Origin of the sequence: Ekhidna sp., from assembly GCF_963691765.1 — a bacterium.
In the GTDB taxonomy this organism is placed as follows: Bacteria; Bacteroidota; Bacteroidia; order Cytophagales; family Cyclobacteriaceae; genus Ekhidna.
Window position 1 is genome coordinate 2,704,846 of sequence record NZ_OY829375.1, and the last position, 24,744, is coordinate 2,729,589.

A 24,744-nucleotide genomic window follows, 5' to 3' on the forward strand; every position below is an offset into this window, starting at 1 on the left:
ATCTGAAACTGCTGCGCAAGGGATAACACCTTATTAGCATCTAACACCCACCTTATATGGTGAACCATTGCTGTGGAATAATGAAATAGGGTGATAGTTGACACATCCTCTATTTGCGGCCCTGCTCTTCGTGAGCGGGGTTTTTTGTAGCTGTAAGTCTATTTTGTCAATAAAAAGACAAAAATTCTCTAAACCAAGGAGATCTTATTTCAGTTATTTACGTACCACATATTGGTGATTAGGTGAAATGGGTGGGTTTAGCGTGCAAAGGCACGTTTTTATTCGGTTAGGTTAGGTTACGATTATCCCATCCATAAATTTTAGGGACCCTCCCAGGGTCCCTTCTTTTTTTATAAAAAAACACCTGAATAAATTATCCAGGTGTTCGGTTTTAATAATTTCTCTGATGCGTCTTAAAAGCTATATCTAACTCCGATATTGAAGTTTCTTTGTGCTGTAGCAAATCCAAATCTCTCTACAAAATCTTCATTAAAGATGTTATTTATACTGCCAGAAAATGTGAGCTGATTTAATGTATAAGAGGCGAAGAGATCAAACGTATTGAAAGCATCTACGGATACCTCGTCATTTTCGTTTGTTTCCCCGGTATATAGATGAGTTACTTTAACAAATAGTTTCTCAATTGGAATGGCAGAAAATACAATCCCAAACTTATCTTGAGGGACACGGCGTAAAATCAAATCTTCAGTAAGGGAGTTTGTATGCGTATAATGTCCAGATATAGAGAATTGTTGATTAAAAGAAAAGCTTGCATTGATCTCGAGACCATCAACTTCTATTTCTCCTTCAATATTCTCATACATGCCATCAGTAAATGTATCATTTGAAACAAAATCAATAAGATTTTTATCTTTTCTGTAAAAGTATACAGCTCCAAACTGGAACTTTCCGTCGGAAAGTAGTTCAAACCCAGCTTCAGCCGACTTGGATTCTTGGGGACTAAGATCTGGATTGCCAGCATCAGAGGCTAGAAATCCAAAATCTCCAGCAAACAACTGATTTAAGGACGGTGTAAGAAATGAGGTTGCGTAGGAACCTAGGATTTTGAGACTCTGAGATTCTAAATCAATCATATAGCTTGGATTAATATTCCACACAAAATTTGATCCATACAAGCTGTGATTATTTAGACGTCCTCCAAGTTGGATATTGAAGTTTTCAGTATCATAAATGAATGATAGGTAGGGGTCAACCATTGTAAAACTCTCACTGTCCTCTTCTTCTGGCTCCCATACCGGTCGTTGGAGATTTATTCCTCCTATTAGTTTGACTTGGTCCGTCAGGTTTTGATCCAGTAAAAAATCTGTCTGAAAAGTATTGCCGTTAAAATTGCTGATGTCTCTTACGCTTGGATCGAAGAAGCCTGGTGAATTAAAAACTCGTTCATTTGTGTGGTAAGAAATATTTCCTTTAATACTTCCACCTGACCATTTATAGTTTGATGAAAGTGCAAATTTTAATAACTCAAGTTCCAATTCAGAGTCATTGTCTCTAAAAGTGCCTGCGTCAAAATCACTTTCTATTTTATCATATCCAGCTAATAGGCCCATTGAAAATTGTTCAGAAAACTGATATCCAAGTTTGCCTAGAAAATTTAAACTTTGAATTCCATCATCATCAAATCCTTGATTTTCCAAGGTATCCTTGGCAGCAGAAAACCCATCAGAGGATTTTATAGAACCACTAACCATAAAGTTGAATTTGTCGGATTTTCCTGACACTGTAGCATTGGAAGATATGGTGTTGAAACTTCCGTATTCAGCACTTACACTGCCATTAATACGTTCTTTTGAAGCCTTTTTGAGCGTAATGTTTATGATCCCTGCTGCAGCTCCAGATCCATAAAGAGTGCTCAATCCACCTTTCAATACTTCAATAGATTCTACTTGATTTAAATCTAATTGACGAAGATCGAACGTTTGCTGCAAGCCAGAAGGATCGTTGAAAGGGATTCCATCTATTAGAATTAGTGTTTGTTCACTTTGAGCACCTCTAACTCGATAATTGATATTTGATCCAGGAGTGGAATAGTTCCCATCAATTTGTACACCTGGTATCTCATTAAGTAAATCCGTAATGTCCTTTCCTTTATTGGTTTGAATCTGCTCGCGATCTAATTTGTAGATGGTTTTTCCAGACTTTTCAATTGTAGTCTCCACTTTATTTCCAGTCACAACGACATCATCAAGTCGAACAACTTTTAGTGAATCTTGCGCTTTTACAGCCATACTAGAACAAACTATTGCTGCTAGTAAATAATTTTTTTTCATTTTTTTCATTGATAAATGAGCTTCATATCTGTGTAGAGCATATTTGCCTTCACTTCAACTTTCACCCGAAGTTTAGTTTGAAATAATTTTCTCCGGCAGGTCTCCTGACTTGTTCAACTTGGGCTTCCTTCCCATTCCGAATAATCGAAACAGTGGAATTCGATAAGGCCTAAGCTTATTGAACTTACAGTTGCGGGGACAGCTCTTGATTTACACAAGATTCCCTTTTAATCCCTTGTCTTAATGATTTAAATACAAGAAAACCGAATTGGGCGCAAATGTATACTTTATTATATGAATTGGTAGATCGAATGACTGAAGTAAATTCATCGTCATAAATATCAAATCAGCAGAGAAGTTTACTTTTACATACTGAAACATGGTGCCGATGCATAAAAGGGAATCCGGTGATATTCTTAATGAATAAATTCCGGAGCTGCCCCCGCAGCTGTAAGCTGAACTCAGAGTTCTGAGGGGTTTTATTTTTTAGTCACTATCAATGCTTAAATGCCTTAATGGGAAGACATAAAACCTAGCAAGCCAGAAGACCTACCTGTTTCAATTATGAGATTCGACGCTTAGGGGATGGAGCTATCGAATGTGGACAAACGATCATTAGGATTACTGTGTTCCATTCACTGGTATCCATTCGCTAGACGATGGTGGTTAATGATCAAAGAATGCAAAGGAACTTAATAGTAATTACGACATTTATTTTTCTGGTTGGTTGTCAATCAATACAAGAACAATCGAGTACAAATGAAACTCTGGCAGTTGTTGCAGAAGCTATCGCATTTAAGCCAGAAGTGAATTATTCACAGTACTTTACGATTGATGTTAATGATAATTATAAAACCATCATCGTAAAAAATCCTTGGGAAGAAGGGGACACCTTGGTATCATATATTTTATATCCAAATGGAGAAAAGGAACCCGACCTTGAGTGGGCAGAATTTAAAATTCAAATTCCTATACAAAAAGTAGTTGCCACATCAAGTCCTCACATTGGATTTATTAGCCTGATTGAAGAACTGGATAAGATCACAGGAGTAGCAGATGATCGCTATATCTTTAATTCTTATATCTATGAAAAAGTAATTAATGGGCAAATTTCACAAGTAGGCTCTTTGCAAGATAGTAACCTGGAAATCCTGTTAGATCTATCTCCAGATTTAGTGATGAAAACCGGCATTGATGATGTAAGAAATAATGATGCCCGGTTAACAGAATCCGGCATACCTATTTCCTATAATGTAGAATGGATGGAAACGAATATGCTTGCCAGGGCTGAATGGGTCAAGTTTGTAGGAGCTTTTTTCAATCAAGATGAGAAAGCAGATTCAATTTTTAAAAGCGTAGAAAAAGAGTATCTGAGGGCATTAAGTTTAACAGAAGGTGTCATAGATCGTCCAGCAATAATGACAGGAAATAATTTTAAAGGAACATGGTACATGCCTGGATCCGATAGTTATTTAACAAAGCTGATCCAAGATGCTGGTGGCGACTATCATTACAAAAATGAAAAGTCAACAGGTAGTCTTCCGCTAAGTTTTGAAGTTGTGCTCGATAAAATGATCGATGCTGATTTTTGGATGGGACCTCGTGCAGAATCTTTGAAAGAACTTGGAATGATGGATGAGCGATATAAACTTTTCAAGGCATTTAAAGAGGGAAATGTTTATACATTCAATAAAAGAAGGAGCGAGAATGGGGGTAACGACTACTGGGAAAGTGGGATGACACGGCCAGACCTTATTCTAAAGGATGTAATTAGAATTTTTCATCCAGAATTACTTCCTGATCATGAATTGTACTACTACAGAAAGCTTCAATAGAATAGTTGGGTTTGACTACTAAAGGATTCATATTAAAACCTTGGCTGATTATTTTGATCGGGATCTGCTTAATCATAGGCCTTTTTTTACTCGATTTAAGTTTGGGTAGCGTAAAGATTTCAATTGAAGAACTGCTCAATATTATTTCTGGAAATTCTGCTAAAAAGTCGTGGGAATATATCTTTTTCAATTTCAGACTTCCTAAAGCAATTACTGCAATTTTAACTGGTGCGGGCATTTCTGTTGCTGGTTTGCAAATGCAGACCCTTTTCAAGAATCCTTTGGCAGGACCATCGGTGCTTGGAATCAGTCATGGAGCGAGTTTAGGGGTAGCTGTATTCGTACTTTCCTCTACTACATTGTTTGGAATAACGGCAAACTTTCAAGAGACCTTAGGTAGCTGGGGGCTAATTTTATTTGCAATTACTGGATCTTTTTTGGTGCTTTTGAGCGTGTTGTTTGCTTCTGCCAGAATATCAGACGGAGTTACTGTCCTTATAGTAGGTCTGATGTTTGGATTCATCACCGGTGCAGTTGTGAGTATTCTGCAATATTTCAGTGACCCGGAGTTAATCCAGAATTTTCTTGTCTGGACATTTGGAAGCCTATCAGGGGTAGCTTGGTCGCAGCTTCAAGTGATGGGACCAGTGATTGCTCTCATGCTATTGACATCTCTCTTATATTCCAAGCAAATGAACGCATTACTTCTAGGGGAAAACTATGCTACTGGAGTAGGAGTAAATGTATCTCGAACAAGAATAAAGTTAATCTTAACTACTAGTATTCTGGCAGGCACAATTACTGCTTTTACTGGTCCCATTGCTTTTATAGGTGTTGCGGTACCTCATTTAGCGCGCTTGCTTTTTCATACTTCTAATCATAAAGTGTTGATTCCTGCTACAATGATGTGCGGGATAGTAATTATGCTTGTCTGCGATATTATCTCCCAAGTACCGGGGAATCACACTACCTTACCATTAAACTCCGTGACCGCACTATTTGGTGCGCCGGTTATCCTCGCTATCATCATTAAAAACAAAAAAATGAAAGGAGCTTTTTAATGGAGAGGGCCTCTAATGCAAATATTGAAACAGCTCACTTCACCAAGCCAATCTTATCGACTAGGGGTTTGACGATTGGATACAAGACCAAAAATGAAACCCTTGTACTCGAGAAGGATCTAAATATTAAGATTTATAACGGAGAGCTTGTTTGTCTGATAGGACCAAATGGGTGTGGAAAGTCTACGCTCATGCGAACCATTGCCGGTTTGCAAAAATCACTGGAAGGAGAAACATTCATTAACCAAACTGATGTTAAGAATATTAAGCCTCATCAATACGCAAGACTGTTGAGCTTGGTACTTACTGATAAAGTGAATGTAGGTGCTATGACGGTCAAGGACATTGTCTCCATTGGACGCTACCCTTACACAAATTATTTCGCAAAGCTTGAAAAAGATGATTTCGAAATCATTGAAAACTCCCTTGAAAGTGTTCACCTTGAAAAGTATAAAAATCGATTTTTTAGTGAGCTGAGTGATGGAGAGAAACAACGAGTACTCATTGCAAAAGCGCTGGCGCAAGACACACCACTTATTATGTTAGATGAGCCAACAGCTCACTTAGATTTACCAAACAGAGTAGAGATCATGAATATCTTAAAACGATTGGCTAAAGAAACAAATAAGGCCATATTTTTATCTACTCATGAACTTGACCTTGCATTGCAAACTGCTGATACAATCTGGTTGATGAATCGAGATTCAGAATTGAAAAGTGGTTCTCCAGAAGATTTGGTATTATCAGGAATGTTTGAACAAGTATTTAAAAGCAATGCCTTTACGTTTGACAAACTTTCCGGTTCATTTAAAGTAGTCCATCCAACGAAAGGGAAAGTTTCATTGTTTGGAAATGGTATTCACAGTACATGGACTATTCGAGCATTAGAAAGAGAAGGCTATCAGGTAGTTCAAGATTCAGATACTACTAATCGTATCGAATATGAAAAAGACCACTGGATACTAAAAATCAATGATAAAGTTTTCGAGTGCCAAAGTATTGGTGAATTATTAGAGGCTCTTAGGCATTCATCTGGGCTATAAGCTCTTGAGTGCTAACGCTTCTTTCGTTTATACAAGAAAAGGTTCCATTTTTCCTCTGCAACACCGTACTTGTCCATTTCTGCCCTCGCCATAGTGAAAAATAGATCAGAAAGACGATTGATATAAGCTGTTACGTATTCTTCAACACAGTCCGGATCTTCATCTATAAGACTAAAAAGCGCTCGTTCACCGCGACGTACTTGAGTACGACATACATGGCACAACGCTGAAACTTCATTACCCCCAGGAAGCAGAAAATAATCGGATGGGCTGCTCATTGCATTCTCCATTTCATCAATCCATTCTTCGCAAAAAGTGGCACCATCAATTGGTCTTGGGTTAGGATTTTCTTTGTTGGAATCAGATGGTCGAGCTAGATGGGACATCATATCCATGAAGTCCTTTTGGATTTTGTGAAGGTTTTGTTGCCACTCATGATCTGATCCAAGCTTTGATCTTAACAAACCAATAGTACTATTGACTTCATCTAATGTTCCGATGCACTCAATTCGTGCACTATTCTTAGGTTCTCTTTTTCCACCAAAAACACCAGTAGTGCCTTTATCTCCTTTTCTTGTATAAATCTTCATACGTGTTTTAGTTTACTAATGATTTTACGAAATTAACTCTTATCGGCACGGTATCCTTTGGCAAAAAGTTTATCTCAAAACCTTTTTCAGTATAAGTGTCTATCAAAGCTTTTTCTAGCTCTACACAGTAGTCGAATTCCTGAAGCCTTTGATCATCTTTATGATAGATGGCTCGCCACATAGGTGCAAATATTACTTTTCCTTGGTACCGCTCATGATAAGGGAAGCTATTTAAAAAAAATGGAGTTGGTTTATCTACTACTTTATGATAGGCAATCAAGTCGAGTACACAGCGATCTGTGAATATGGCTTCTGGATTTGCTTGTAATTCTCCTACTGATTCTTCATATACAAGCATAGTAAACCTGCCCAGGTCTTGCCATGGAGTTCCATTTCCACCAGAATTTTGTTCATTCTTGATTACTTTTCTAGATACTTCATGTATACAGGAATAGTCCTTTTCTAATTCATTTATCAATGTAGTCTTCCCTGTTCCAGGGCCCCCGGTAATGATGTGTTTTTTAAAGTATTGCATTACTGGTTAGATAAAAAAAACAACACAATATGTCAAAATGAATAGAATACTGGTTGCCCAATTCACGTAAATAGCGGTATTTAAGTCTTGGTCAGTTATTATTTTCTGATTATTTCCAATAAAGGGTTTTTCTATTAGCTTCCCGTCATAGTAATTAGGACCTCCAAACCGGCAATTTAAAATATATGCTAACGCTGCCTCAGGGTATCCTGCATTGGGGCTTGTATGTTTCTTACCTTCTTTGATAAGGAAAGAGAGCCCTTTGATTTCCCCTTTGACAATCAGCATAAATAAGGCAGTTATTCTTGAAGGTATAAAATTCGCAATGTCATCTAACTTAGCTGCAAACATTCCAAAATCCTTAAAGCGATCAGATTTGTAGCCGATCATTGAGTCTAATGTATTGATCATCTTATATGCTATAGCCCCAGGAACGCCCAAAATGAAATAGTAAAAAAGAGGTGCGATCACTCCGTCACTTAAATTTTCGGAGAGAGTTTCTAATGTAGCAGTTCGAATTTGCTGTTCGCTTAACTCTGAAGTATCTCTACCTACAATCCAAGAAAGACGTTTTCTTCCTGCTTCTAACCCCTCATCTTTAAGTGTTCGAAATACCGCTTGCCCCTCCCTAATAAGCGTTCGGTTTGCCAAGCAATAGAATAGTAAAACGATTGCAACAACGTAGGAAAGCATAGGATTTAATTTTGCAGTCCAATCCATTAAGAAATAAGACGATGCATAGACTGATGCTACCAATGCAACCGCAATGAAGAATCCTTTCAAGGTTTTACTCGAACCAATATTTAATAATTTTTCTCCTTTAGAGATGGCATTCCCAAAAAGCACAATTAGATGCGGCAACCACCTAGGATCTCCGAGTAGGGAGTCCAATGTGAAAGCAATCATAAGAATAAGAATGGGAGCTAATTCCACTGTTTTAGTGCTTTTATAAGTGTTGCATTTGCTTCTTCATTTTGAGTGGAAAGACGTATGTATTCACCATCCAATAGCTTGAAGTTTGTCGCATCTCTAATGAGTATACGATGTTGTCTTACTAAAAAATCCTTTAGATCAGAGGCTGTACCTTGATCCAATTTTACCAAAAAATAACTGGTATCAGTTGGGTTAATTTCCAGCCAGCTTATTTCTGAAAGATCCTTAATGAATGCGCGAGTGTCGTCCAATAGCTCTTCAATATCAAAAAGAAAGCTTTCATATTTTTTAAACAGAAGCAGACCCGCTTGAACGGCCAATGCATTCACACTCCATGGCATCTTTTTGCTGATAAGAGATTCAATAATATTTGGAGATGTAATCACATAACCCAGTCTTAATCCTGGTATGGCGAAAGACTTAGTTAATGATCGGACGATGATTAGATTTGGTAGCTTATCTATGAATGGAATTAGTGATTCCGTTTGATTGGTAAATTCAATATATGCTTCATCGATTACGAACATACTAGACGGATTGTCTTGTATAAGCTTTACAAGTCGCTTTGATTGAATAGCACGACCATCAGGATTGTTTGGATTACAAATGAATACAAGATCATAATTAGAGATGTTCAAACCTTCTTTATCAATCAATTGATATGCGATTCCATGAATTTTACAGGCATCTTCATACTCTGAAAAAGTAGGGGATGCAATGGCTGCTTTCTTTCCTGAGAAAATATGTGCAATCAAATAGAACGCTTCCGTTGCCCCATTCGTGAATAGAAAATGATCACTGGATAGCCCAAACTTATTTGCTGCCGCTTTGCTCAATTCTTCTGCAGCAGGAGAAGGGTAATTCTGTATAGTTTTTGATTGGGAAGTCAGCTCTGATAAAAGTTTTGGCGGACATCCCTTATAATAGATGTTTGAGCTGAAGTTGTGAATAATCTTCTCATCATAGCGATGCATATCGTCACCATGGCCTTCAATCATTTTGTTTTGCTATTTTCTACGATGGCTACCATATCAAGGTGCTGGTCAATCCAGTCTGCTAATTTCTCGTATTGAGTCTCTTTGAAGGATAGATAATCCATAGCTTCTGCTTCTTTATATTTTAGATGTAGCAATTCATTTACGACTGTTTGATTGTCTAAAATGCCGTGAAGATATGTTCCCCAGCTTTTATTTCCATCAAAAAATCCTTCCGGGGTATTACCAATCAGATTGAGATGCATGCCATCAGGGACATCAGTTTCTCCCATATGAATTTCATAACCTATGCAGGTTTCAGATTCGTTTTTAAATGTAAACTTTTGTTGTTCGACCGTTTTTCTTTTGGTAAGAGTTGTAGTTGTGTCAAACAAACAAAGACCAGATTCTTTGCCTCGATCACTCTCCACATGATGGGGGTCATCAATCCATTTCCCCAACATTTGATAGCCACCACAGATTCCGATTATAGGGATACTATCATATAAGTCTTTGATAGTTTCATCAATTTCCTCATTTTTCAAAGCAACTAAATCCTCTATGGTGTTTTTGGTTCCAGGAATGATGATCGCATCCGCATTTTTTAATTCTTCTTTGTCTCTTGTATAGTAAAGATTGATCAGTGGTTCTTGTTCAAGGGCTTGAAAGTCAGTATAATTTGATAGGTAGTGCAGTTGTACCACTGCCACGTTGATTTTGTCTTTTTCGGCAGTTTTTTTTCTCTGATTTAAAGCTACTGAGTCTTCTTCTTCAAGGATAATATCCGATTTGTATGGTAGTACACCCAATACAGGGATTTTTATCAAATCTTCTAACATTTTTTTGCCATTCTCAAAAAGTGAAGAATCGCCTCGAAATTTATTAATGATTATTCCCTTGATCAACTTTTTTTCCCAGGGTTCTAGGAGCTCTATGGTTCCATAAATACTTCCGAATATTCCACCTTTATCGATATCGGCAACGAGATAAACACAGGCATTCGCTGCTCTTGCCATTCGCATATTTACTATGTCCCGATGCTTTAAATTCAACTCGCTGATACTGCCTGCACCTTCCATTACCACTGGGGTGAAATTATTATTGAGTGTTTGGAAGGCTTTCTTAGCTTCATCAAACAGATCATTTTTGTCGTTGTCGAAGTATTCTTTTGCTGATTGGTTTCCAATGGGCTTACCGTAAAGTACTACTTGTGAACTGTTCTCTAAAGATGGCTTTAGCAAAATGGGATTCATCTCTACCATTGGGGTTGATTTACAAGCTTCTGACTGTACTGCTTGAGCACGTCCGATTTCCAAACCATCCGGCGTAGAGAAACTATTGAGCGACATATTTTGTGCCTTAAATGGAGCTGGGTTAAATCCATGATTTTTTAACCATCGACATACCCCAGTAGTAATCCAGCTTTTACCGACATCAGAGCCGGTACCGACAAACATGATTGGCCTCATTTTTTGCATAAACCCATTCGGTCTATTTGATTTCTAATTCGAAATTAGACGATCTTTTACATAGAATTAAGTGATACCGGGATCCTTATCCGAACAAATTCATGAATTAGTGTTTACTTTGAAATGTTTTTGGTGGATTCCTTAATGTAGGAACCTTAATATGGGAATCCGGTGATTCATTATGATACTCCGGAGCTGTACCCGCAACTGTTAGTTTAATAAGCTAGGCTTGTCAAAATTCCACTGTCCCGGTAAAATAGGGATGGGAAGGAGGCCTATGTTAAACAAGCCAGGAGACCTGCCAAAATCACAGATATCTGAGCTTTCGGGATTAAAGGCAGCTGATACTCTTGCAATCAAAATAGTACCATAATTAAGGTTCTTTTGCAACGCGTACTATGCCTATTATTCTTGAAGCGATGATTTAAGAGATTAAGGCATAAAAAATGACCATCGATTTAATTCTTTTAAGTTTCCAAGCGCTCTTTTTGAGTATGTATGGTATCGTGGCATTAATGCGAAATAATGGGAGGTGGAAACTTTGGTTGCTTCTATCCACTTTCATTCTAGCAGCAATACTCAAGTTAATCAATAAAGAAGCTGTGCTGGAGGATAATATTATCGCACTTCTTTTTGTGGTACTGATTCTTAATTATTTAGTTAAGCTTTTTATCAATCCATGGACCGTTTGGATTGAAAGATTTATTGTCAGTTGTATTGTATTTTTTTCCTTTGGCTTAATCTTATTTCAATTGGATAAGATAGAAGGTCAGGGAATGGTTATTTTCATTTATTGGCTGATAGTATGGATAGCTTCAAAATGGAAAGACTCCATTAGCAACCATCAGAATTTTTTCCTGAAATCTGGGACTATAATAACAGTCTTTTTGGCATTAGAACCAGTATTTGCAAACATTCTACAAAATCTTAAGCCAGTTCCAACAATTCCTATTTCTTCAATAATAAATCAACAGAATTTCCTGCTTCTCGGAGTCTTTTTAATGTTACTTCTTGGGGGCTTTTTTTGGAAAGAAAAATCAAGATCCTAAACTATGAATATTTTAGAATCAACTTTGTTAGCTATTGCCAACCTTTTATACTATCCGGTAATTGGTGGTGTCTTATTTGCATTGTTACATCAGGTCGTTTCAATAGGTAAATTTATGAGCGAGCTGAAACAAAGAAAGGCCAAGAATTTTAAAAAAGTCAGCACATTCAAAGAGCAACATAAAGTTTATTTTGAATCGCCTTCATCTACTTACAAATTGATTGAATTTGATTTGATTTATTCTCTTAGAAAATGGCAAGAGACTTACGTCAAATCATTAAGTGCTAATCGGCTAGTTATAAAAGCAGGTCCAACACTCGGCCTAATGGGAACGCTAATTCCGATGGGAACTGCACTTTCTTCACTATCTCAAGGTGATTTATTAATCATGTCGGCCAATATGGTCACTGCTTTTACTACTACTATAGTAGGTATGGCAGCAGGGCTCACGGCATTCTTAATGAACTATAAACAAACGGAGTGGATGCAACGTGACTTACTCGAATGTGAATCTTTATGCGAAAAAAGCCTGGTTGAATGGGAAGAGTCCGAGCAGGGAATGGAAAAATTAGCTAATAGCTACTAAATAAAATATTGATATGAGCATTCTTCGAAAACACTCATTGGTAGATGAAAGGTTAGCTGCAGAGACCGACCCTATTAACAGCATGGCTAACCTATTTGATGTAAGTATTGTGTTCATTGTTGCATTGTTTTTTGCATTGTTTATGGCTTACAGTACACTAGATCTTTTTAATCCCGATTCTGAATTGGTGATTACCAAAACAATGCCTAACGGCGAAATACAGATCATCACTAAAAAAGGGAAAGAAATTAAAATTGAAAAAGTAACAGAGACCACTGAGTCGGGAAAGGGAGTGAAACTTGGTACTGCTTACAAGCTTGATGATGGTCGTGTGATTTATATACCAGAAAAGTGACGGTAATAAATGCCCTAAGCTTTATGCAAATCCAACAATATTAAAAGGATAAAAATCTGATTCCGTGAATTCTAGAAATCTGAAACTATTCCATGTATTAGTTTTCCTGTTTATAATTAGTGCGATTACTAATGCCCAAAACCAATCTGCTAATATTGGCTTAATTCTACCTGACAATTATCATCAGCTTGGTGAAAGTGTTAAGGAAAGTGCCTATAAGAAACTAATAGCAAATGAATTAGATGCTGAAATAACTACATACTACTATTCAGATCTTGATCAAATCAATTATCAAACATTAAGCAATCATCAACTTATTTTTATTGATATTGTTAATCCTGCTAAGGTAGAAGGGGTTTTGCCACTCTTAAATCAGATGGGTAAAACAGGTGTAAAAGTGTTTGCTGTAGGTTCAGAGGAGGCCGCAGAATTGGGTGCGTTTACAGACATTATCTGGGATACCCAGACTCTAGCTTTTTATGAGCAATCGGGTCGTGAAAACCTCGTAAGGATGGTGTTGGATCACTGTCGACGAACGCTAGGTGCTGACATACCAATGCAATCATCTATACCAATTCCTGATTTTGCTTTATGCAATATTCAAACCAAGCAGGTATTCACTGAATTTGTATCTTATCGCGATAATTACGAAGCCTTCACGGAAGGGAACCCTTGGATTGCTATCAACCTGTGGCGCAGTGATTTTTTGTCTGAGCAGCTGCTTCATTTTCAAGAGTATGTTCGTCAATTTGAGGATCACGGATTCAATGTCCTCTGTTATTATGGTTTTCCTACTAAAGATGATTTAAGACCGCTATTTTTTGATGAAAATAAAGAGCTGATTCCTGAGGTACTATTGGCACAATCAGCATGGCTTGGTTCCAACCCTATTGAAAACAGAGAGGCATTTGAAACACTCGGCATTCCAGTAATCAACCTGATTCAGGTTGGCCAAAATGCTGAAGAATGGATGGAGAATGATAAGGGAATTAAAGTTTATAGACGCGCCAATGAGCTTAGTGTACCAGAACAAATGGGGAGTATTCACCCGATTGTTACGACGAGTAGAGAGACGATAGATTCATTAGCAAACTTCACTATTAAATCACCAATAATCTTTCAGGTAAAGAGATTGGTAAAAAAAGTACAGAAGTTACACATTCTTCAAAATAAGCCTAATAACGAAAAACAAATTGCAGTTATTTACTACAGCCATCCTCCTGGTAAGGAGTTGCTTGGTGCCAGCTACTTAAATGTTGTTCCCAATAGTATTCATTCGATCTTAGATCGAATGAGAAGTGAAGGTTATGAGCTTGGGGATGAACAGCTCACAGAAGATAAAATCTTTGATGATGTCTCTACATACGGTATAAATGTTGGGGACTGGGCACCACGAGAAATTGATAAACTGGTTGAAAAGGGGGGAGCGATTTTAATTCCGATTGACCTTTATTTGAAATGGTACTCAAGGTTATCAAGTGAGCTAAGAAAAGAAATTGAAGAACAGTGGGGAAAGCCGGAAGATAACATTGTGATGAAATGGATTGACAATGAAGGGGAGAAATACATCGTCATACCTAATGTCCGCTATGGAAATGTCTTGTTGACCCCTCAACCTGTGCGTGGATGGTCTCATGACCTTGACATCATGCATCATGATATTTCAGTTCCACCTCACCATCAGTACATTGCTTTTTATCTCTACTTGCGATATGGTTTTCAAGCGGATGCGGTGGTTCATCTGGGTACACATGGTACGTTGGAATGGTTACCTGGAAAGGAGACGGGATTAAATCAACACGATGCATCAGAGGCATTGATTGGGGATATGGTTAACGTATACCCATACATCGTTGATGATGTAGGGGAGGGCCTTCAAGCCAAACGTCGATCGGGCGCAATCATTATCGATCATATGACACCTCCTTTTGATCGAATAAATATCAATCCTGAACTCAAAAAACTCGAACGACTGATTTCTGAGCACGAGATTGCAGAAGCTAAAAGTCCTGGTTTAGCCCAAGCCAAATTCAAAGAAATTTATAAGTATGCAAAAGAATACGGTATAATGGCCGATTTGGAATTGGATACAATTGTGGATGATGATGAGCTTCATTATATAGAGCATTATATTGAAGAAATTCAAGAGCAACATTCACCTCTAGGATTGCACACCTTTGGAAAGCTCCCAAAAGCTGAGTTAATAGAAAAAAATGTTCAAGCGATTGTTTCCCAAAAAAGTGGATTAAGTCAAAATGAATTAAAAGCATATACCAATGACATCCGTAAAAGAATTATGGCAAGCGGAGAATCTGAGCTCGCTGCGCTAATAGATGCTCTGGATGGTAAATATGTACATGCCGCTACGGGTAATGACCCACTTCGAAATCCAAATTCACTACCAACCGGGAAAAACTTTTATGCTTTTGATGCAGATTATGTACCCTCACCGGAAGTTTACAAGGAGGGCACCAGATTAGCAAATGAGTTGATCAAAAATTATCAACTTGAGCATAATGGAGAGATGCCTGATAAGTTGACCTATAATCTTTGGGCTACAGAATGTATCCGTAACGAAGGAATAATGGAATCGCAGATATTGAGTTTGTTAGGGGTAGCTCCAGTGTATGATGCTTTTGGAAAAGTTTCTGATCTTAAAATAATTCCTCGAAAAGAAATGAATCATCCAAGAATTGACATCATTTTAATTCCTTCTGGGCTTTATCGTGACATTTTTCCACAGCTAGTTCTGTTATTAGATAAAGCTGTAAAACTTGCAAACCAACAAGAGGAAGTGGATAATTATGTGCGTAGAAATACGAAAAGAAATTATAAGCTTTTAATTAAGAAGGGAGTAAATGTTAAAATGGCTAAAGCACTTTCTGAAGTTCGAACATTTTCAACTCCTGACGGCGTATATGGAACTGGTACCAACACCGTAGTTGACGCTTCTGGCAGTTGGGAGGATGAGAAAGAAGTAGCTGATGTATTTATGAATCGCATGCATTTCCCCTATAGTAAAGACTACTGGGGAACTCAACCAATTGCCGATTCATTATTGCTCTCTTTTTATAAACAAAATCTTTCTGGGACTAAAGTAGTCTTACATAGCATAACTACACACCTATATGCTGCATTAGATAATGATGATTTCTTTCAATACCTAGGGGGAACGGCTCTTGCTGTAAGAGCAATAGACGGAGCATCTCCAGAGGTGCTTGTTTCTAACCTGACTGACGAAGGCAATATGAAGCATGAAAAGCTAAAATATTTTCTAAGTAAGGAAATGAATACACGCTATCTGAATCCAACTTGGATCAATGCAATGCTGGATGAAGGGTACTCTGGAAGCCGTTTTATTCGTCAAGTCAGTTCAAATCTATGGGGATGGCAGGTTACAGTACCAGAAGCAGTAGAACAAAATAAGTGGGATGGGTTTTTTGAAGTTTATGTTAAGGATAAGTACGAATTAGATATTTCGCAACGCTTTGAAGAATCCGGAAATTTGTATGCCTACCAGGTGATGATCTCAAGGCTATATGAAGCGATTAGAAAATCTTATTGGTCGCCAGATGATGAGGTGAAAGAAAAATTACTTTCTGAATTTCTTGAAACGGTAGAAAAAGTAGGCTTATCCTGCAATTTGAATGTTTGCAATAATCTTAAGTTGGAAGAATTTTTGGAAAATGAGTTTGAGGAAGTTCAAGGCTTATCAAAGGAAAGTATTGCAAATTATCGTGACCAATTAAAAGGGATTAAAGAGCAGTTAAAAGCAGCAGGCTTGCCAAGTCCCGATCAAATAGCAAAGGAAGCCACTAACTCCGACGATTACCTGCCTAAGAAAAAAGTACAAGGGTTTAAAATTGAGGAGGTTAAAGTAAATGAACAAACCTCATCAAATGTCAGTACAGAAATCTGGAAATGGTTGGCTTTGTCGATGGTCTTGATATATTGTATTGTCTATTTCGTCAAGAAGCGAAGGAAGATTGAGGATTAAGTTTCTTGATTTAACTTATTCATTAATGAAAATGCTATTAAAACTAATCTCACCTTTTCTATTATTAATATGCTGTCATTTAGATGCACAAATCATCAATGCTGATTTCCGAGCTACAAGTGAAGAGATTTTTATTGCAATCGAGGAAGATTCGATTGCCGTCTTCGGTTTGTTTGCTGCTGGGGATGAAATGAAAGAGACTGTTATACTTCTGCATGGACTTCCAGGTAATGAAAGAAACCTTGATTTAGCACAGGAACTTAGACGAAATGGTAGAAACGTTATTTACTTCAATTATAGAGGATCCTGGGGAAGTCAGGGGGAATTTTTGTATTCCAATTGTTTGCAAGATGTCACAGAGATAATGGATTTTTTTGATATGCCTGAAAACTCAAAAAAATATCGCATAAAGACTAACTCATACATTTTGTTTGGTCATAGTACAGGAGGGGGGCTTGCGCTTTTAAGTGGGGCTAAAGATCAAAGAGTAAAACAGATAGGTGTTTATTCTCCGTGGAATGTGAGTACAACATCAAAAGAAGATTTCGTTTGGTTAGAAGGCTATCTCAGGCGGTTGTTTATGTTAAATATTGATTCAAAGAAATTCACAAATGAGTTAATGAAAAATTTAGTACAATTCGATCCATTACTCCATAAAAAAGAGTTAGCGAATAAAAAAGTATTGGTATTAGACGAAAACGATCGAAATAGAAGTTGGGTTGAGAAGATTGAAAATGTTCAATATGTTTTACTTGAGACCGATCATTCTTTTTCTGATAAGAGACTTGAACTCATAAAAATCGTTTCGAGTTGGCTTGATGATTGAATTTTCTCCTAAATTTTCTTGTTGATAATAATAACTTCACCATAATCAACTTGATAGCGCTCAAATGCTTCTTTCAAAGGAGTTTGATTCACTTCTGATAAGATTATTCTGATGGGTCCGGCATGTGTTACTATTGCTATTTTCTCTTCCTTACTTGCCAATATTCTTTTATAAATTTTAATAACACGTGTAGCGAGCATTTTCATTGACTCTCCATTCGGTACCTTTTCATTAACAAAATTTTCCATCCAAGGATTCAATTCTTTCATGGGTATATCAGACCATGGCATCAACTCCCAGTCACCAAAACTCATTTCCTGAAGCTGTGGTATTTCTTCTAGTTTTTTACTAACAATCAACTTTGCTAATTCTAAACATCTTTCCAAAGGGCTTGTGTATACTATATCAATAGAGCTTGGAAGGTTGGCTAAAGTGCTCCTAGATTCATCAATAAATGTGGATGCGAGTTTAACATTTGATTGCCCATAGCAAATCTCTTTGGGAATATCTGGCGTAGTATGGCGGATTAAATAAATTTCCAAAATACAACTATAGTTAAATAGTATGCGACTTCTACCACCTGTTGAGTTGCTCCCAGGCAATCACCTGTATATCCTCCGATTTTCATTTTAAAGAAACGTGCAAGTATCATTTTTACGAAAAAAAGTGGTGCTGGAATGAATATCCACAGCCATTGATTGGAGAGATAACCAATTAAAATTGTAGGAATTAAACCGAAAAGGAAGACCAATATAAAATTCGTTTTTGAATAAGATTTCGCTACTGGTTTTGCCTTGCTAAGTTCATCTTCTCGAACATAATCCAGCGTAAAGATTACAGAAGCTGCTATCATTCTACTTAATGTGTGGCCATTAATAAGGATCAAAATAAGTAGAAGGCCTTGGTGATTTTTAGGTATTTCAAGAAGAAGGGATAATTTAACTAATATCAATAATACTAATCCAACAACCGCATAAGTCCCAACTCGGCTGTCTTTCATAATAGTTAAAATCTGTTCTTTTGTCCATCCACCTCCAAAACCATCACAGACATCAGCAAATCCATCTTCATGAAACGCTCCGGTTAACCAAACTGAAGTAACCATAAATAGTAGCGATGCGAAAATTGGTCCAACTAGCCAGTTTCCTAATAAAAAGCCTGCACCAGAGAGTGCACCAATGATCCATCCGATGAGCGGGAAATATCTTACCGATTTATTTATATAGACAGGATTGTGATCTACCCAAGAGGGGCAAGGTATCCTGGTGTAAAACATAATAGCCGTAAAAAATATCTTAAGTTCTTCTTTCACTAATTTATTTTACTACTGACACCGGCAGAGTCGAAACTCGCCATATTGTTTATGACCGAAACTGCCATTTCAAGGATAGGATAACTTGCTGCACATCCTGTACCCTCACCAAGTCTCATTTGGAGTAGAAGTAATGGTTCGGCGTCAAGATATGCCAATAATTTAGTATGTCCCAATTCTTCCGACTTATGTGTAAATACTGCATATTCTTTTATTGCTGGCATCATGCTATGAGCTATCAAATAGGCAGCAGTTGAAATAAAGCCATCAACTAGAACGATACATTTTCTATATGCAGCTTCGATCATGCCGCCGACCATTTCTGCTATTTCAAACCCTCCGAAAGTTGCCAAAATCAGATCTGGAGTATCTTTAGAAGTTAGTCCATGAAATTTTTGTACTTCAAGAAGTGTATTCAATTTTTGATCCAAAAGGTCCCCGGTAGCCCCAGTTCCTTTACCCACACATTCTTCCAAAGAAATATTACAAAGAGTGCTCATAATAAGCGATGCTGAGGATGTGTTACTGATACCCATTTCTCCAAACCCAATAACATTAGTGCCTTTACTAGCGATCCCAGTCACAACATCTGCACCTTTTTGCATAGCAAGATGACATGTTTCTATTTTCATTGCAGGTTCTGATCGATAATCAGCGGTTCCAAAATCAACTTTTGCATCTATCAAATTAAGTTCAGATTTAAATGTATGATTTACGCCAGCATCTATGACAATTACTTTCATTCCAGCCACATTAGTCATTGCATTTATTGCTGCACCACCCGAGAGAAAATTCAATACCATTTGGTGTGTTACTTCTTGTGGATATGGATTTACCAAGCCAGATTTTGCAATACCATGATCTCCAGCAAAAACCAACACGACTGGATCAGTCAAATTCGGTGTAAGTGTTCCTTGAACACGGGCTATTTGATGCGATAGATGCTCTAATCTGCCTAGAGACCCCGGTGGTTTAGTTTTGAGATTCAATTTATCCCAAATTTCTTCATCTAGCTTGCCAGATGGAACTTTAACCGATACATCAAATTTTTGAGTCATATAAAAATGTTATTTCATTTGAAGAGGTAGGCCAGAAACTATAAATGTTGCTCTGTCTGATTTCTGTGCTATGAACTGATTGGTCCACCCATGTAATTCAACAAATTTACGGCCCATATGGCTTTCAGCATGAACTCCCATACCTAATTCGTTAGAAATTACAATCAAAGTGGCATCCTGTTTAAATAATTCTTCCAATTCTCGCTTGGCGTTTTGAAGACAGCTATCAATGTTTTGTTCCAAATCAAGAAACCAGTTCGTTAACCAAAGTGTAATGCAATCCAAAACCACCACACGTCCAGTTATATTCAATTTTCCAATTTCTTTTTCTTCTTCCCAATTTTCCCATCGTTGATCGCGTTCATCTTGATGTCTTTGTACCCTTTGTTCAAAATCTGAATCCCATTTTCTTGATGTAGCCAAATACACTGGATTATCAGATAATTCTAATGCGAGATTCATGGCATAATTGCTTTTACCAGATCTCTCTCCGCCTGAAATGAAGTAAATCAAAATAAAGAATTAGATAGATGAAAATGCCAGCAATTTAATTAAACTAGGAGGTATCTGGTTATGAAGTTATCCACAAAAGTATGAGAATGTTTGTTGCTGTTTTTTATGAGTTAAAAAGCTCTTCCACAGCCTTACGAACAGAAAGTTTTTGGGAGGAGATAAGCTCCTCCCTTTTTTTTATCTCTTCCTTTATCATCGGCTTCGAATAAAATATCTCCTCCAAACGGGCATGAATACGTTCATGAAACCACTTAATTGCCTGCCTTTTTCTATTCTCTTCGAACCAACCGTTTTTAGCGGTATGACTTTGGTAATTCTCAATTTCACTCCAAACTTCCTCAATTCCATTTTTCTCTAAAGCAGAACATAACCCGACAGGGACAACCCAATCGGCATCATTTGGTGGGAATAGGTGCACGGCATTCCAGTAATCATCTTTAGCATGCTTTGCTGCCTTTAGATTGTCATTATCTGCTTTGTTGATTAAGATATGATCGGCCATTTCCATAATCCCCCGCTTAATTCCCTGCAATTCATCACCACCGCCGGCAAGCATTAACAGCAAGAAATAGTCGACCATGTCCTTGACGATTGTTTCACTTTGACCCACGCCGACTGTTTCAATAATAATTACATCAAATCCAGCAGCTTCGCATAATAAGATTGATTCACGTGTGCTTGAAGCAACGCCGCCAAGGCTCGATCCAGATGCTGATGGCCGAATAAAGGCATTTGGATCTTTCGACAATTCGTCCATTCTTGTCTTGTCTCCTAAAATGCTTCCTTTTGATCGATTGCTGCTAGGATCTATTGATAAAACAGCTACTTTTTTGCCTTTTTCGGTGAGCATCTTACCAAAGGATTCAATAAACGTACTTTTTCCAACACCAGGTACCCCAGTAATTCCAATTCTAAGGGTTTTTCTTTCCGTATTTAAGATCTTGTCTACTAATTCAGCACTCGCCACTTTATCGTCAGCTCTTTTACTTTCAACCAGGGTGATGGCTCTACTCAGAAAAATCCTATTTCCTTGCAGTAGACCGTTTATTAAGTCTTGTAGATGAATATTAGGTGTTCGCCGAAAAGTTGAATCCATAGGACGAGTATTAAAGTTTTTATTGCGTAATTTGAAGAAAAAATTGAACTCTTCTAATACATCGATTGTGATCGTTGGTGAGAAATGTTTTAATTGCATATATAATCTTAACTAACTAACCCACCAACAAATAGAAGATGTTTAGAAGATTCTGGCGGGATGTAATCCTGGGAACAATTTTTATTTTTGCGCTGATGGGACTTTTTGGAAGTCTTACAGCATTTAAGGTCTTTGACATAATGGATCCAATTGGAGAAGCATTTGCGGACATGGAGTTCACAGATGTGTATTTCTCTCAGTTATTGGATGATCCTGTTGCGGATCAAAACGTAGTACTTGTGAATGTTGGTCTTGAGCCACGGGCAGGTATTGCAATATTGCTCGATTCTATCAGCAAGTATGATCCTGCAGTGATCGGAGTGGATTTATTTTTTGACTACCCAAAAGAAGACACACTCGGAGATCTGATGCTAATGGAGGCACTTGGAAGAGTAGAAAATCTGGTTCTCGTTACCAAGCTTTCGCAAACAATGAACAATCTGGACCCTGATTCTTATGATTCACTCGAATGGTCTGACCCAATGTTTACTTGGAATGCGCATCCTGCTTTTGCCAATCTAGTAACTGACGCTGGTGTTCAAGAAGACTTGAAAATGTGTAGAACATTTGTGCCGCAGTTAGAAATGGACAATGGTGAGAATCAAGTTTCTTTTGCTGTTAAGATGGCAAGTTTTGTTTCCCCGGAAAAAGCTGATAAGTTTTTAGCTCGAGGAAACGAAGAAGAAGTAATCAATTACAGAGGCAATGTTCTCGACTATGGTGCGACCAAATTCGGAAATAAATACACCGCTCTTGATGTTTGGGATGTTTATAACGGAAACTTTGTTCCAGAAATTATACAAGACAAAGTAGTTATTTTCTGCTTCTTGGGTGAAGAACTCGGAGATAGAGAAAATTTTGAAGATAAATTTTTCACTCCATTAAATGAAGTATATGTGGGAAGAGCATTTCCTGATATGTACGGGGGAGTTATCCACGCGAATATTGTATCAATGGTTTTAAATGAAGATTACATTTATTACCTATCTGATATCCAATCATGGGTTTTGACCGTAATCATGTTGTTTTTCACAATTATGGTTTTCTCTTGGATCTATAAAAAACTACCAAAATGGTACGACGGAATCACAAAGGTGATTCAGGTTATTTTATTAGTTGGGATTCCATACATCATGATTTATGCTATGGACCTTTATAGTGTTAAGTTAGAATTGAATATCCTACTTATTGCTATAGCGCTTTCGGGTGATGGCCTGGAAGTATTCTATGGAGTTGTGAAAAATTCACTTTCCAAAGAAGGAAGAAAAGAATTATTTAAAGTATCACGATTATAAATTTTAGAAAACGCCAAATACTATTGGAATTATTATGAGAAAGTTTGTTTCTATTGCGACTACACTAATGTTTGTTTTTGCCTTTGGGGTTGCCAACGGTCAAGGGTATACGTTTAGAGTACTGGCCAATAAAGGCCAAAACAAGGTTATGAAAGAAGGTGCTGCATCTGCAGTAGCACTAAAGACTGGAGCTACACTTAGCGACGGTGATCAACTAATTGCTTCTCAAGGAGCTTACATTGGTTTGATGCACAAGTCTGGTAAAACTTTGGAAGTAAGAACTCCAGGAACTAAGAAGGTTTCTGATCTTGCGAAGATGGTTAATACCAAATCTGCAAGTGTATCTAGTAGATATGCTAAATTCTTAGCGAACAAAATGAATGAAAAGGAAAAGCCTAACTACAGACAGAGACTTAATGCAACTGGAGCTGCCAAAAGAGCGCTAGCTGGAGATGAGTCAATTAAAGCGCTTATTCCTGCAGAAGATGCGAGCATTCTAGGAGACAAGGCAATTGTTACTTGGGATATCCTTGAAGGCATGGATGAAAAAGTATTCATCGTTACTGTGAAAAACATCTTTGATGAAGAAATTATGAAAGAAGAAGTTGCAGGTAATTCTGTAACACTTGATTTCACTTCTGGTGAAATGCAGAATGAAGAAGGTCTTTGGATCATTAATGTGACTGCTAAAGAAAATACTGATGTTTCTTCTGGTGACATTGCTATCAAACGACCTGAAAATCCTGCACAGTACGCTGAAGGATTGAGCAGCCTACAAGCTGAGGTTGAAGAAGATAGCCCACTTAACAAAGTTATCTATGCTTCATTCTACGAAGAGAACGGTTTGATTGTAGATGCACTTACAGCAATTGAAGAAGCTATTCAGATGAATCCAGATGTTGATGATTTCAAAATCTTGAAGAAAGACATCATCGAAAGAAACGGAATCAAAGTATACAAAGAGGAAGAATAAGAAGTCTTATTCCCTATTGATAGAAACCAATTTTCAAACCCTGATCCGAATGGATCAGGGTTTTTTATTTAATATGCCTGTCTTAGTTCTTTGTTTCTTGGGACTGAATAATTAGAGTGACAGAATTTTAAGGTATTGAAAAATTTATAGTACATCCTCCTCATAAATTCTCTCTTTCCGATTCCACCTGCCTTAAAAGCGTTTCTGTGACCTAGCCAGATAGCATGTATGGTTCCAAAGAAGAGTATTCCATAAAATCCAATGCTCACTGCTTTGCTATAAAAATTTTTGTTTTCAAGTATTTGATATAGCCTTTCATTTTGAAATTTAATATGATGTGCTTCATCAATCAGTATATCTTGACAGATTGACTTAAGCAATTGGCAATTTGTAGCATCCTTAAGTGCTTGATAAAATACTTGTGCAGCACTCTCAACAATAATTAATGTTATTGTCCATAACTCCATGCTTTTATTGAAGTATCTGATTTTTCTAAAAATTGTATCTCCCCAATCTTTTCCTAACCTATGTTCTCCTATTTGGTTAATATACCTGCCTAGATTTCTACCATGTTTTTGCTCCTCTTTGATGAAGAGTTTAACAGCTGAGATATACTCTTCATCTTTGATTTTTTTAGCATATCTAGAAACAGCAGATAACAAATGAGATCCATCACTTGTTTCTCCAAGCTGCCAAGCTTTTAGCGAATAAAGAATGGATCTTTTTTCCTCTTCACTAATCTTTGGTTGAATACTCCAATCCACTCTTTCAAGGGCGAGGTTACGTTTGAAATGTTCCTTCCAGAATATTGAGCTATGAATCATGATTGTATTTTCTCTAAAAAACGATAGCAAG

The 24,744-nt window shown here is 37.3% G+C and carries 22 protein-coding genes and 3 riboswitches; of the genes, 10 read left to right on the forward strand and 12 right to left on the reverse strand.

Annotated features, from left to right (window positions below; translation table 11 throughout):
* Positions 1-413: 413 nt before the first annotated feature.
* Positions 414-2,291 carry a TonB-dependent receptor plug domain-containing protein gene (locus tag ACY650_RS12285; RefSeq protein ID WP_462247871.1) on the reverse strand — a complete coding sequence of 626 codons (1,878 nt, stop codon included), beginning with the start codon at positions 2,289-2,291 and terminating at the stop codon, positions 414-416.
* Between the two features lie 77 nt (positions 2,292-2,368).
* A riboswitch (cobalamin riboswitch) is annotated at positions 2,369-2,574 on the reverse strand.
* Positions 2,575-2,653: 79 nt separating this feature from the next.
* A riboswitch (cobalamin riboswitch) is annotated at positions 2,654-2,862 on the forward strand.
* 109 nt (positions 2,863-2,971) lie between these two features.
* Between ACY650_RS12285 and ACY650_RS12290 the strand changes: the two genes are divergently transcribed.
* The 3 genes from ACY650_RS12290 to ACY650_RS12300 are packed head-to-tail and all read left to right on the forward strand — an operon-like array spanning position 2,972 to position 6,230.
* Entirely contained in the window at positions 2,972-4,126 is a 1,155-nt protein-coding gene (locus ACY650_RS12290) for an ABC transporter substrate-binding protein (protein WP_462247873.1), read from the forward strand.
* Between the two features lie 53 nt (positions 4,127-4,179).
* Positions 4,180-5,187, forward strand: a complete 1,008-nt coding sequence (locus ACY650_RS12295) for an iron chelate uptake ABC transporter family permease subunit (RefSeq protein ID WP_462247875.1) — start codon at positions 4,180-4,182, stop codon at positions 5,185-5,187.
* Entirely contained in the window at positions 5,187-6,230 is a 1,044-nt protein-coding gene (locus tag ACY650_RS12300) for an ABC transporter ATP-binding protein (protein WP_462247877.1), read from the forward strand. The genes ACY650_RS12295 and ACY650_RS12300 overlap by 1 nt, the downstream gene beginning before the upstream one ends.
* Positions 6,231-6,241: 11 nt before the next feature.
* On the opposite strand, the gene ACY650_RS12305 is transcribed toward ACY650_RS12300, so the two are convergent.
* Genes ACY650_RS12305 through ACY650_RS12325 form a run of 5 tightly spaced genes read right to left on the reverse strand, consistent with a single transcriptional unit; the run spans position 6,242 to position 10,731 of the window.
* Positions 6,242-6,820, reverse strand: coding sequence for a cob(I)yrinic acid a,c-diamide adenosyltransferase (locus ACY650_RS12305; RefSeq protein WP_462247878.1), 579 nt, complete (start codon positions 6,818-6,820; stop codon positions 6,242-6,244).
* A gap of 7 nt (positions 6,821-6,827) precedes the next feature.
* Positions 6,828-7,355 (reverse strand): AAA family ATPase, encoded by a 528-nt coding sequence (locus ACY650_RS12310; RefSeq protein ID WP_462247880.1) that lies wholly within the window; start codon positions 7,353-7,355, stop codon positions 6,828-6,830.
* Between the two features lie 6 nt (positions 7,356-7,361).
* Positions 7,362-8,261 carry an adenosylcobinamide-phosphate synthase CbiB gene (cbiB, locus tag ACY650_RS12315; protein WP_462247882.1) on the reverse strand — a complete coding sequence of 300 codons (900 nt, stop codon included), beginning with the start codon at positions 8,259-8,261 and terminating at the stop codon, positions 7,362-7,364.
* 17 nt (positions 8,262-8,278) lie between these two features.
* The gene (locus ACY650_RS12320) at positions 8,279-9,286 is read right to left on the reverse strand and encodes a pyridoxal phosphate-dependent aminotransferase (RefSeq protein WP_462247883.1); all 1,008 of its coding nucleotides are present in this window, start codon (positions 9,284-9,286) and stop codon (positions 8,279-8,281) included.
* Positions 9,283-10,731 carry a cobyric acid synthase gene (locus tag ACY650_RS12325; protein ID WP_462247885.1) on the reverse strand — a complete coding sequence of 483 codons (1,449 nt, stop codon included), beginning with the start codon at positions 10,729-10,731 and terminating at the stop codon, positions 9,283-9,285. The genes ACY650_RS12320 and ACY650_RS12325 overlap by 4 nt, the downstream gene beginning before the upstream one ends.
* 113 nt (positions 10,732-10,844) lie before the next feature.
* Positions 10,845-11,051: riboswitch (cobalamin riboswitch) on the forward strand.
* Between the two features lie 126 nt (positions 11,052-11,177).
* On the opposite strand from ACY650_RS12325, the gene ACY650_RS12330 reads away from it, so the two are divergent.
* The 5 genes from ACY650_RS12330 to ACY650_RS12350 all read left to right on the forward strand — a co-directional run bounded on the left by ACY650_RS12330 (position 11,178) and on the right by ACY650_RS12350 (position 17,543).
* Positions 11,178-11,780, forward strand: a complete 603-nt coding sequence (locus ACY650_RS12330) for a hypothetical protein (RefSeq protein ID WP_462247887.1) — start codon at positions 11,178-11,180, stop codon at positions 11,778-11,780.
* Between the two features lie 3 nt (positions 11,781-11,783).
* Complete coding sequence (locus tag ACY650_RS12335) at positions 11,784-12,365, forward strand: MotA/TolQ/ExbB proton channel family protein (protein WP_462247889.1); 582 nt, start codon at positions 11,784-11,786, stop codon at positions 12,363-12,365.
* 13 nt (positions 12,366-12,378) lie between these two features.
* Complete coding sequence (locus ACY650_RS12340) at positions 12,379-12,720, forward strand: DUF2149 domain-containing protein (RefSeq protein ID WP_462247891.1); 342 nt, start codon at positions 12,379-12,381, stop codon at positions 12,718-12,720.
* A 64-nt stretch (positions 12,721-12,784) separates the two neighbouring features.
* Complete coding sequence (locus ACY650_RS12345; RefSeq protein ID WP_462247892.1) at positions 12,785-16,717, forward strand: cobaltochelatase subunit CobN; 3,933 nt, start codon at positions 12,785-12,787, stop codon at positions 16,715-16,717.
* 25 nt (positions 16,718-16,742) lie between these two features.
* The gene (locus tag ACY650_RS12350; protein WP_462247894.1) at positions 16,743-17,543 is read left to right on the forward strand and encodes an alpha/beta hydrolase family protein; all 801 of its coding nucleotides are present in this window, start codon (positions 16,743-16,745) and stop codon (positions 17,541-17,543) included.
* Between the two features lie 8 nt (positions 17,544-17,551).
* Here the strand turns inward: ACY650_RS12350 and cobC are convergent, their stop codons facing one another.
* The 5 genes from cobC to meaB all read right to left on the reverse strand — a co-directional run bounded on the left by cobC (position 17,552) and on the right by meaB (position 21,522).
* Positions 17,552-18,085 carry an alpha-ribazole phosphatase gene (cobC, locus tag ACY650_RS12355; RefSeq protein ID WP_462247896.1) on the reverse strand — a complete coding sequence of 178 codons (534 nt, stop codon included), beginning with the start codon at positions 18,083-18,085 and terminating at the stop codon, positions 17,552-17,554.
* Positions 18,070-18,855: an adenosylcobinamide-GDP ribazoletransferase gene (locus ACY650_RS12360; RefSeq protein WP_462247898.1), complete on the reverse strand. Its 786-nt coding sequence runs from the start codon at positions 18,853-18,855 to the stop codon at positions 18,070-18,072. The genes cobC and ACY650_RS12360 overlap by 16 nt, the downstream gene beginning before the upstream one ends.
* A complete protein-coding gene (gene cobT / locus ACY650_RS12365) occupies positions 18,855-19,913 on the reverse strand; it encodes a nicotinate-nucleotide--dimethylbenzimidazole phosphoribosyltransferase (RefSeq protein ID WP_462247900.1) in 1,059 nt (352 codons plus the stop codon). Before cobT ends, ACY650_RS12360 begins: the two co-directional genes overlap by 1 nt.
* A 9-nt stretch (positions 19,914-19,922) precedes the next feature.
* Positions 19,923-20,426 (reverse strand): bifunctional adenosylcobinamide kinase/adenosylcobinamide-phosphate guanylyltransferase, encoded by a 504-nt coding sequence (locus tag ACY650_RS12370; protein WP_462247901.1) that lies wholly within the window; start codon positions 20,424-20,426, stop codon positions 19,923-19,925.
* Between the two features lie 103 nt (positions 20,427-20,529).
* A complete protein-coding gene (meaB, locus tag ACY650_RS12375) occupies positions 20,530-21,522 on the reverse strand; it encodes a methylmalonyl Co-A mutase-associated GTPase MeaB (protein WP_462247902.1) in 993 nt (330 codons plus the stop codon).
* A 137-nt stretch (positions 21,523-21,659) separates the two neighbouring features.
* Between meaB and ACY650_RS12380 the strand changes: the two genes are divergently transcribed.
* Both ACY650_RS12380 and ACY650_RS12385 read left to right on the forward strand, forming a co-directional pair.
* Complete coding sequence (locus ACY650_RS12380) at positions 21,660-22,916, forward strand: CHASE2 domain-containing protein (protein ID WP_462247903.1); 1,257 nt, start codon at positions 21,660-21,662, stop codon at positions 22,914-22,916.
* 34 nt (positions 22,917-22,950) lie between these two features.
* Complete coding sequence (locus ACY650_RS12385) at positions 22,951-23,889, forward strand: hypothetical protein (RefSeq protein ID WP_462247905.1); 939 nt, start codon at positions 22,951-22,953, stop codon at positions 23,887-23,889.
* A gap of 68 nt (positions 23,890-23,957) precedes the next feature.
* Here ACY650_RS12385 and ACY650_RS12390 read toward each other — a convergent pair whose 3' ends face one another.
* Entirely contained in the window at positions 23,958-24,713 is a 756-nt protein-coding gene (locus tag ACY650_RS12390) for a ferritin-like domain-containing protein (protein WP_462247906.1), read from the reverse strand.
* Positions 24,714-24,744 lie beyond the last annotated feature (31 nt).

What these genes read in the sequence shown, in the direction of transcription:
- ACY650_RS12380 (WP_462247903.1), top strand. Translation starts at nt 21,660, where the DNA reads ATGTTTAGAAGATTCTGGCGGGATGTAATCCTGGGAACAATTTTTATT.
- meaB (WP_462247902.1), bottom strand. Translation starts at nt 21,522, where the DNA reads ATGGATTCAACTTTTCGGCGAACACCTAATATTCATCTACAAGACTTA.
- ACY650_RS12305 (WP_462247878.1), bottom strand. Translation starts at nt 6,820, where the DNA reads ATGAAGATTTATACAAGAAAAGGAGATAAAGGCACTACTGGTGTTTTT.
- ACY650_RS12310 (WP_462247880.1), bottom strand. Translation starts at nt 7,355, where the DNA reads ATGCAATACTTTAAAAAACACATCATTACCGGGGGCCCTGGAACAGGG.
- ACY650_RS12330 (WP_462247887.1), top strand. Translation starts at nt 11,178, where the DNA reads ATGACCATCGATTTAATTCTTTTAAGTTTCCAAGCGCTCTTTTTGAGT.
- ACY650_RS12385 (WP_462247905.1), top strand. Translation starts at nt 22,951, where the DNA reads ATGAGAAAGTTTGTTTCTATTGCGACTACACTAATGTTTGTTTTTGCC.
- ACY650_RS12300 (WP_462247877.1), top strand. Translation starts at nt 5,187, where the DNA reads ATGGAGAGGGCCTCTAATGCAAATATTGAAACAGCTCACTTCACCAAG.
- ACY650_RS12285 (WP_462247871.1), bottom strand. Translation starts at nt 2,291, where the DNA reads ATGAAAAAAAATTATTTACTAGCAGCAATAGTTTGTTCTAGTATGGCT.
- ACY650_RS12320 (WP_462247883.1), bottom strand. Translation starts at nt 9,286, where the DNA reads ATGATTGAAGGCCATGGTGACGATATGCATCGCTATGATGAGAAGATT.
- cobT (WP_462247900.1), bottom strand. Translation starts at nt 19,913, where the DNA reads ATGACTCAAAAATTTGATGTATCGGTTAAAGTTCCATCTGGCAAGCTA.
- ACY650_RS12290 (WP_462247873.1), top strand. Translation starts at nt 2,972, where the DNA reads ATGCAAAGGAACTTAATAGTAATTACGACATTTATTTTTCTGGTTGGT.
- ACY650_RS12335 (WP_462247889.1), top strand. Translation starts at nt 11,784, where the DNA reads ATGAATATTTTAGAATCAACTTTGTTAGCTATTGCCAACCTTTTATAC.
- ACY650_RS12325 (WP_462247885.1), bottom strand. Translation starts at nt 10,731, where the DNA reads ATGAGGCCAATCATGTTTGTCGGTACCGGCTCTGATGTCGGTAAAAGC.
- cbiB (WP_462247882.1), bottom strand. Translation starts at nt 8,261, where the DNA reads ATGATTGCTTTCACATTGGACTCCCTACTCGGAGATCCTAGGTGGTTG.
- ACY650_RS12390 (WP_462247906.1), bottom strand. Translation starts at nt 24,713, where the DNA reads ATGATTCATAGCTCAATATTCTGGAAGGAACATTTCAAACGTAACCTC.
- ACY650_RS12340 (WP_462247891.1), top strand. Translation starts at nt 12,379, where the DNA reads ATGAGCATTCTTCGAAAACACTCATTGGTAGATGAAAGGTTAGCTGCA.
- ACY650_RS12350 (WP_462247894.1), top strand. Translation starts at nt 16,743, where the DNA reads ATGAAAATGCTATTAAAACTAATCTCACCTTTTCTATTATTAATATGC.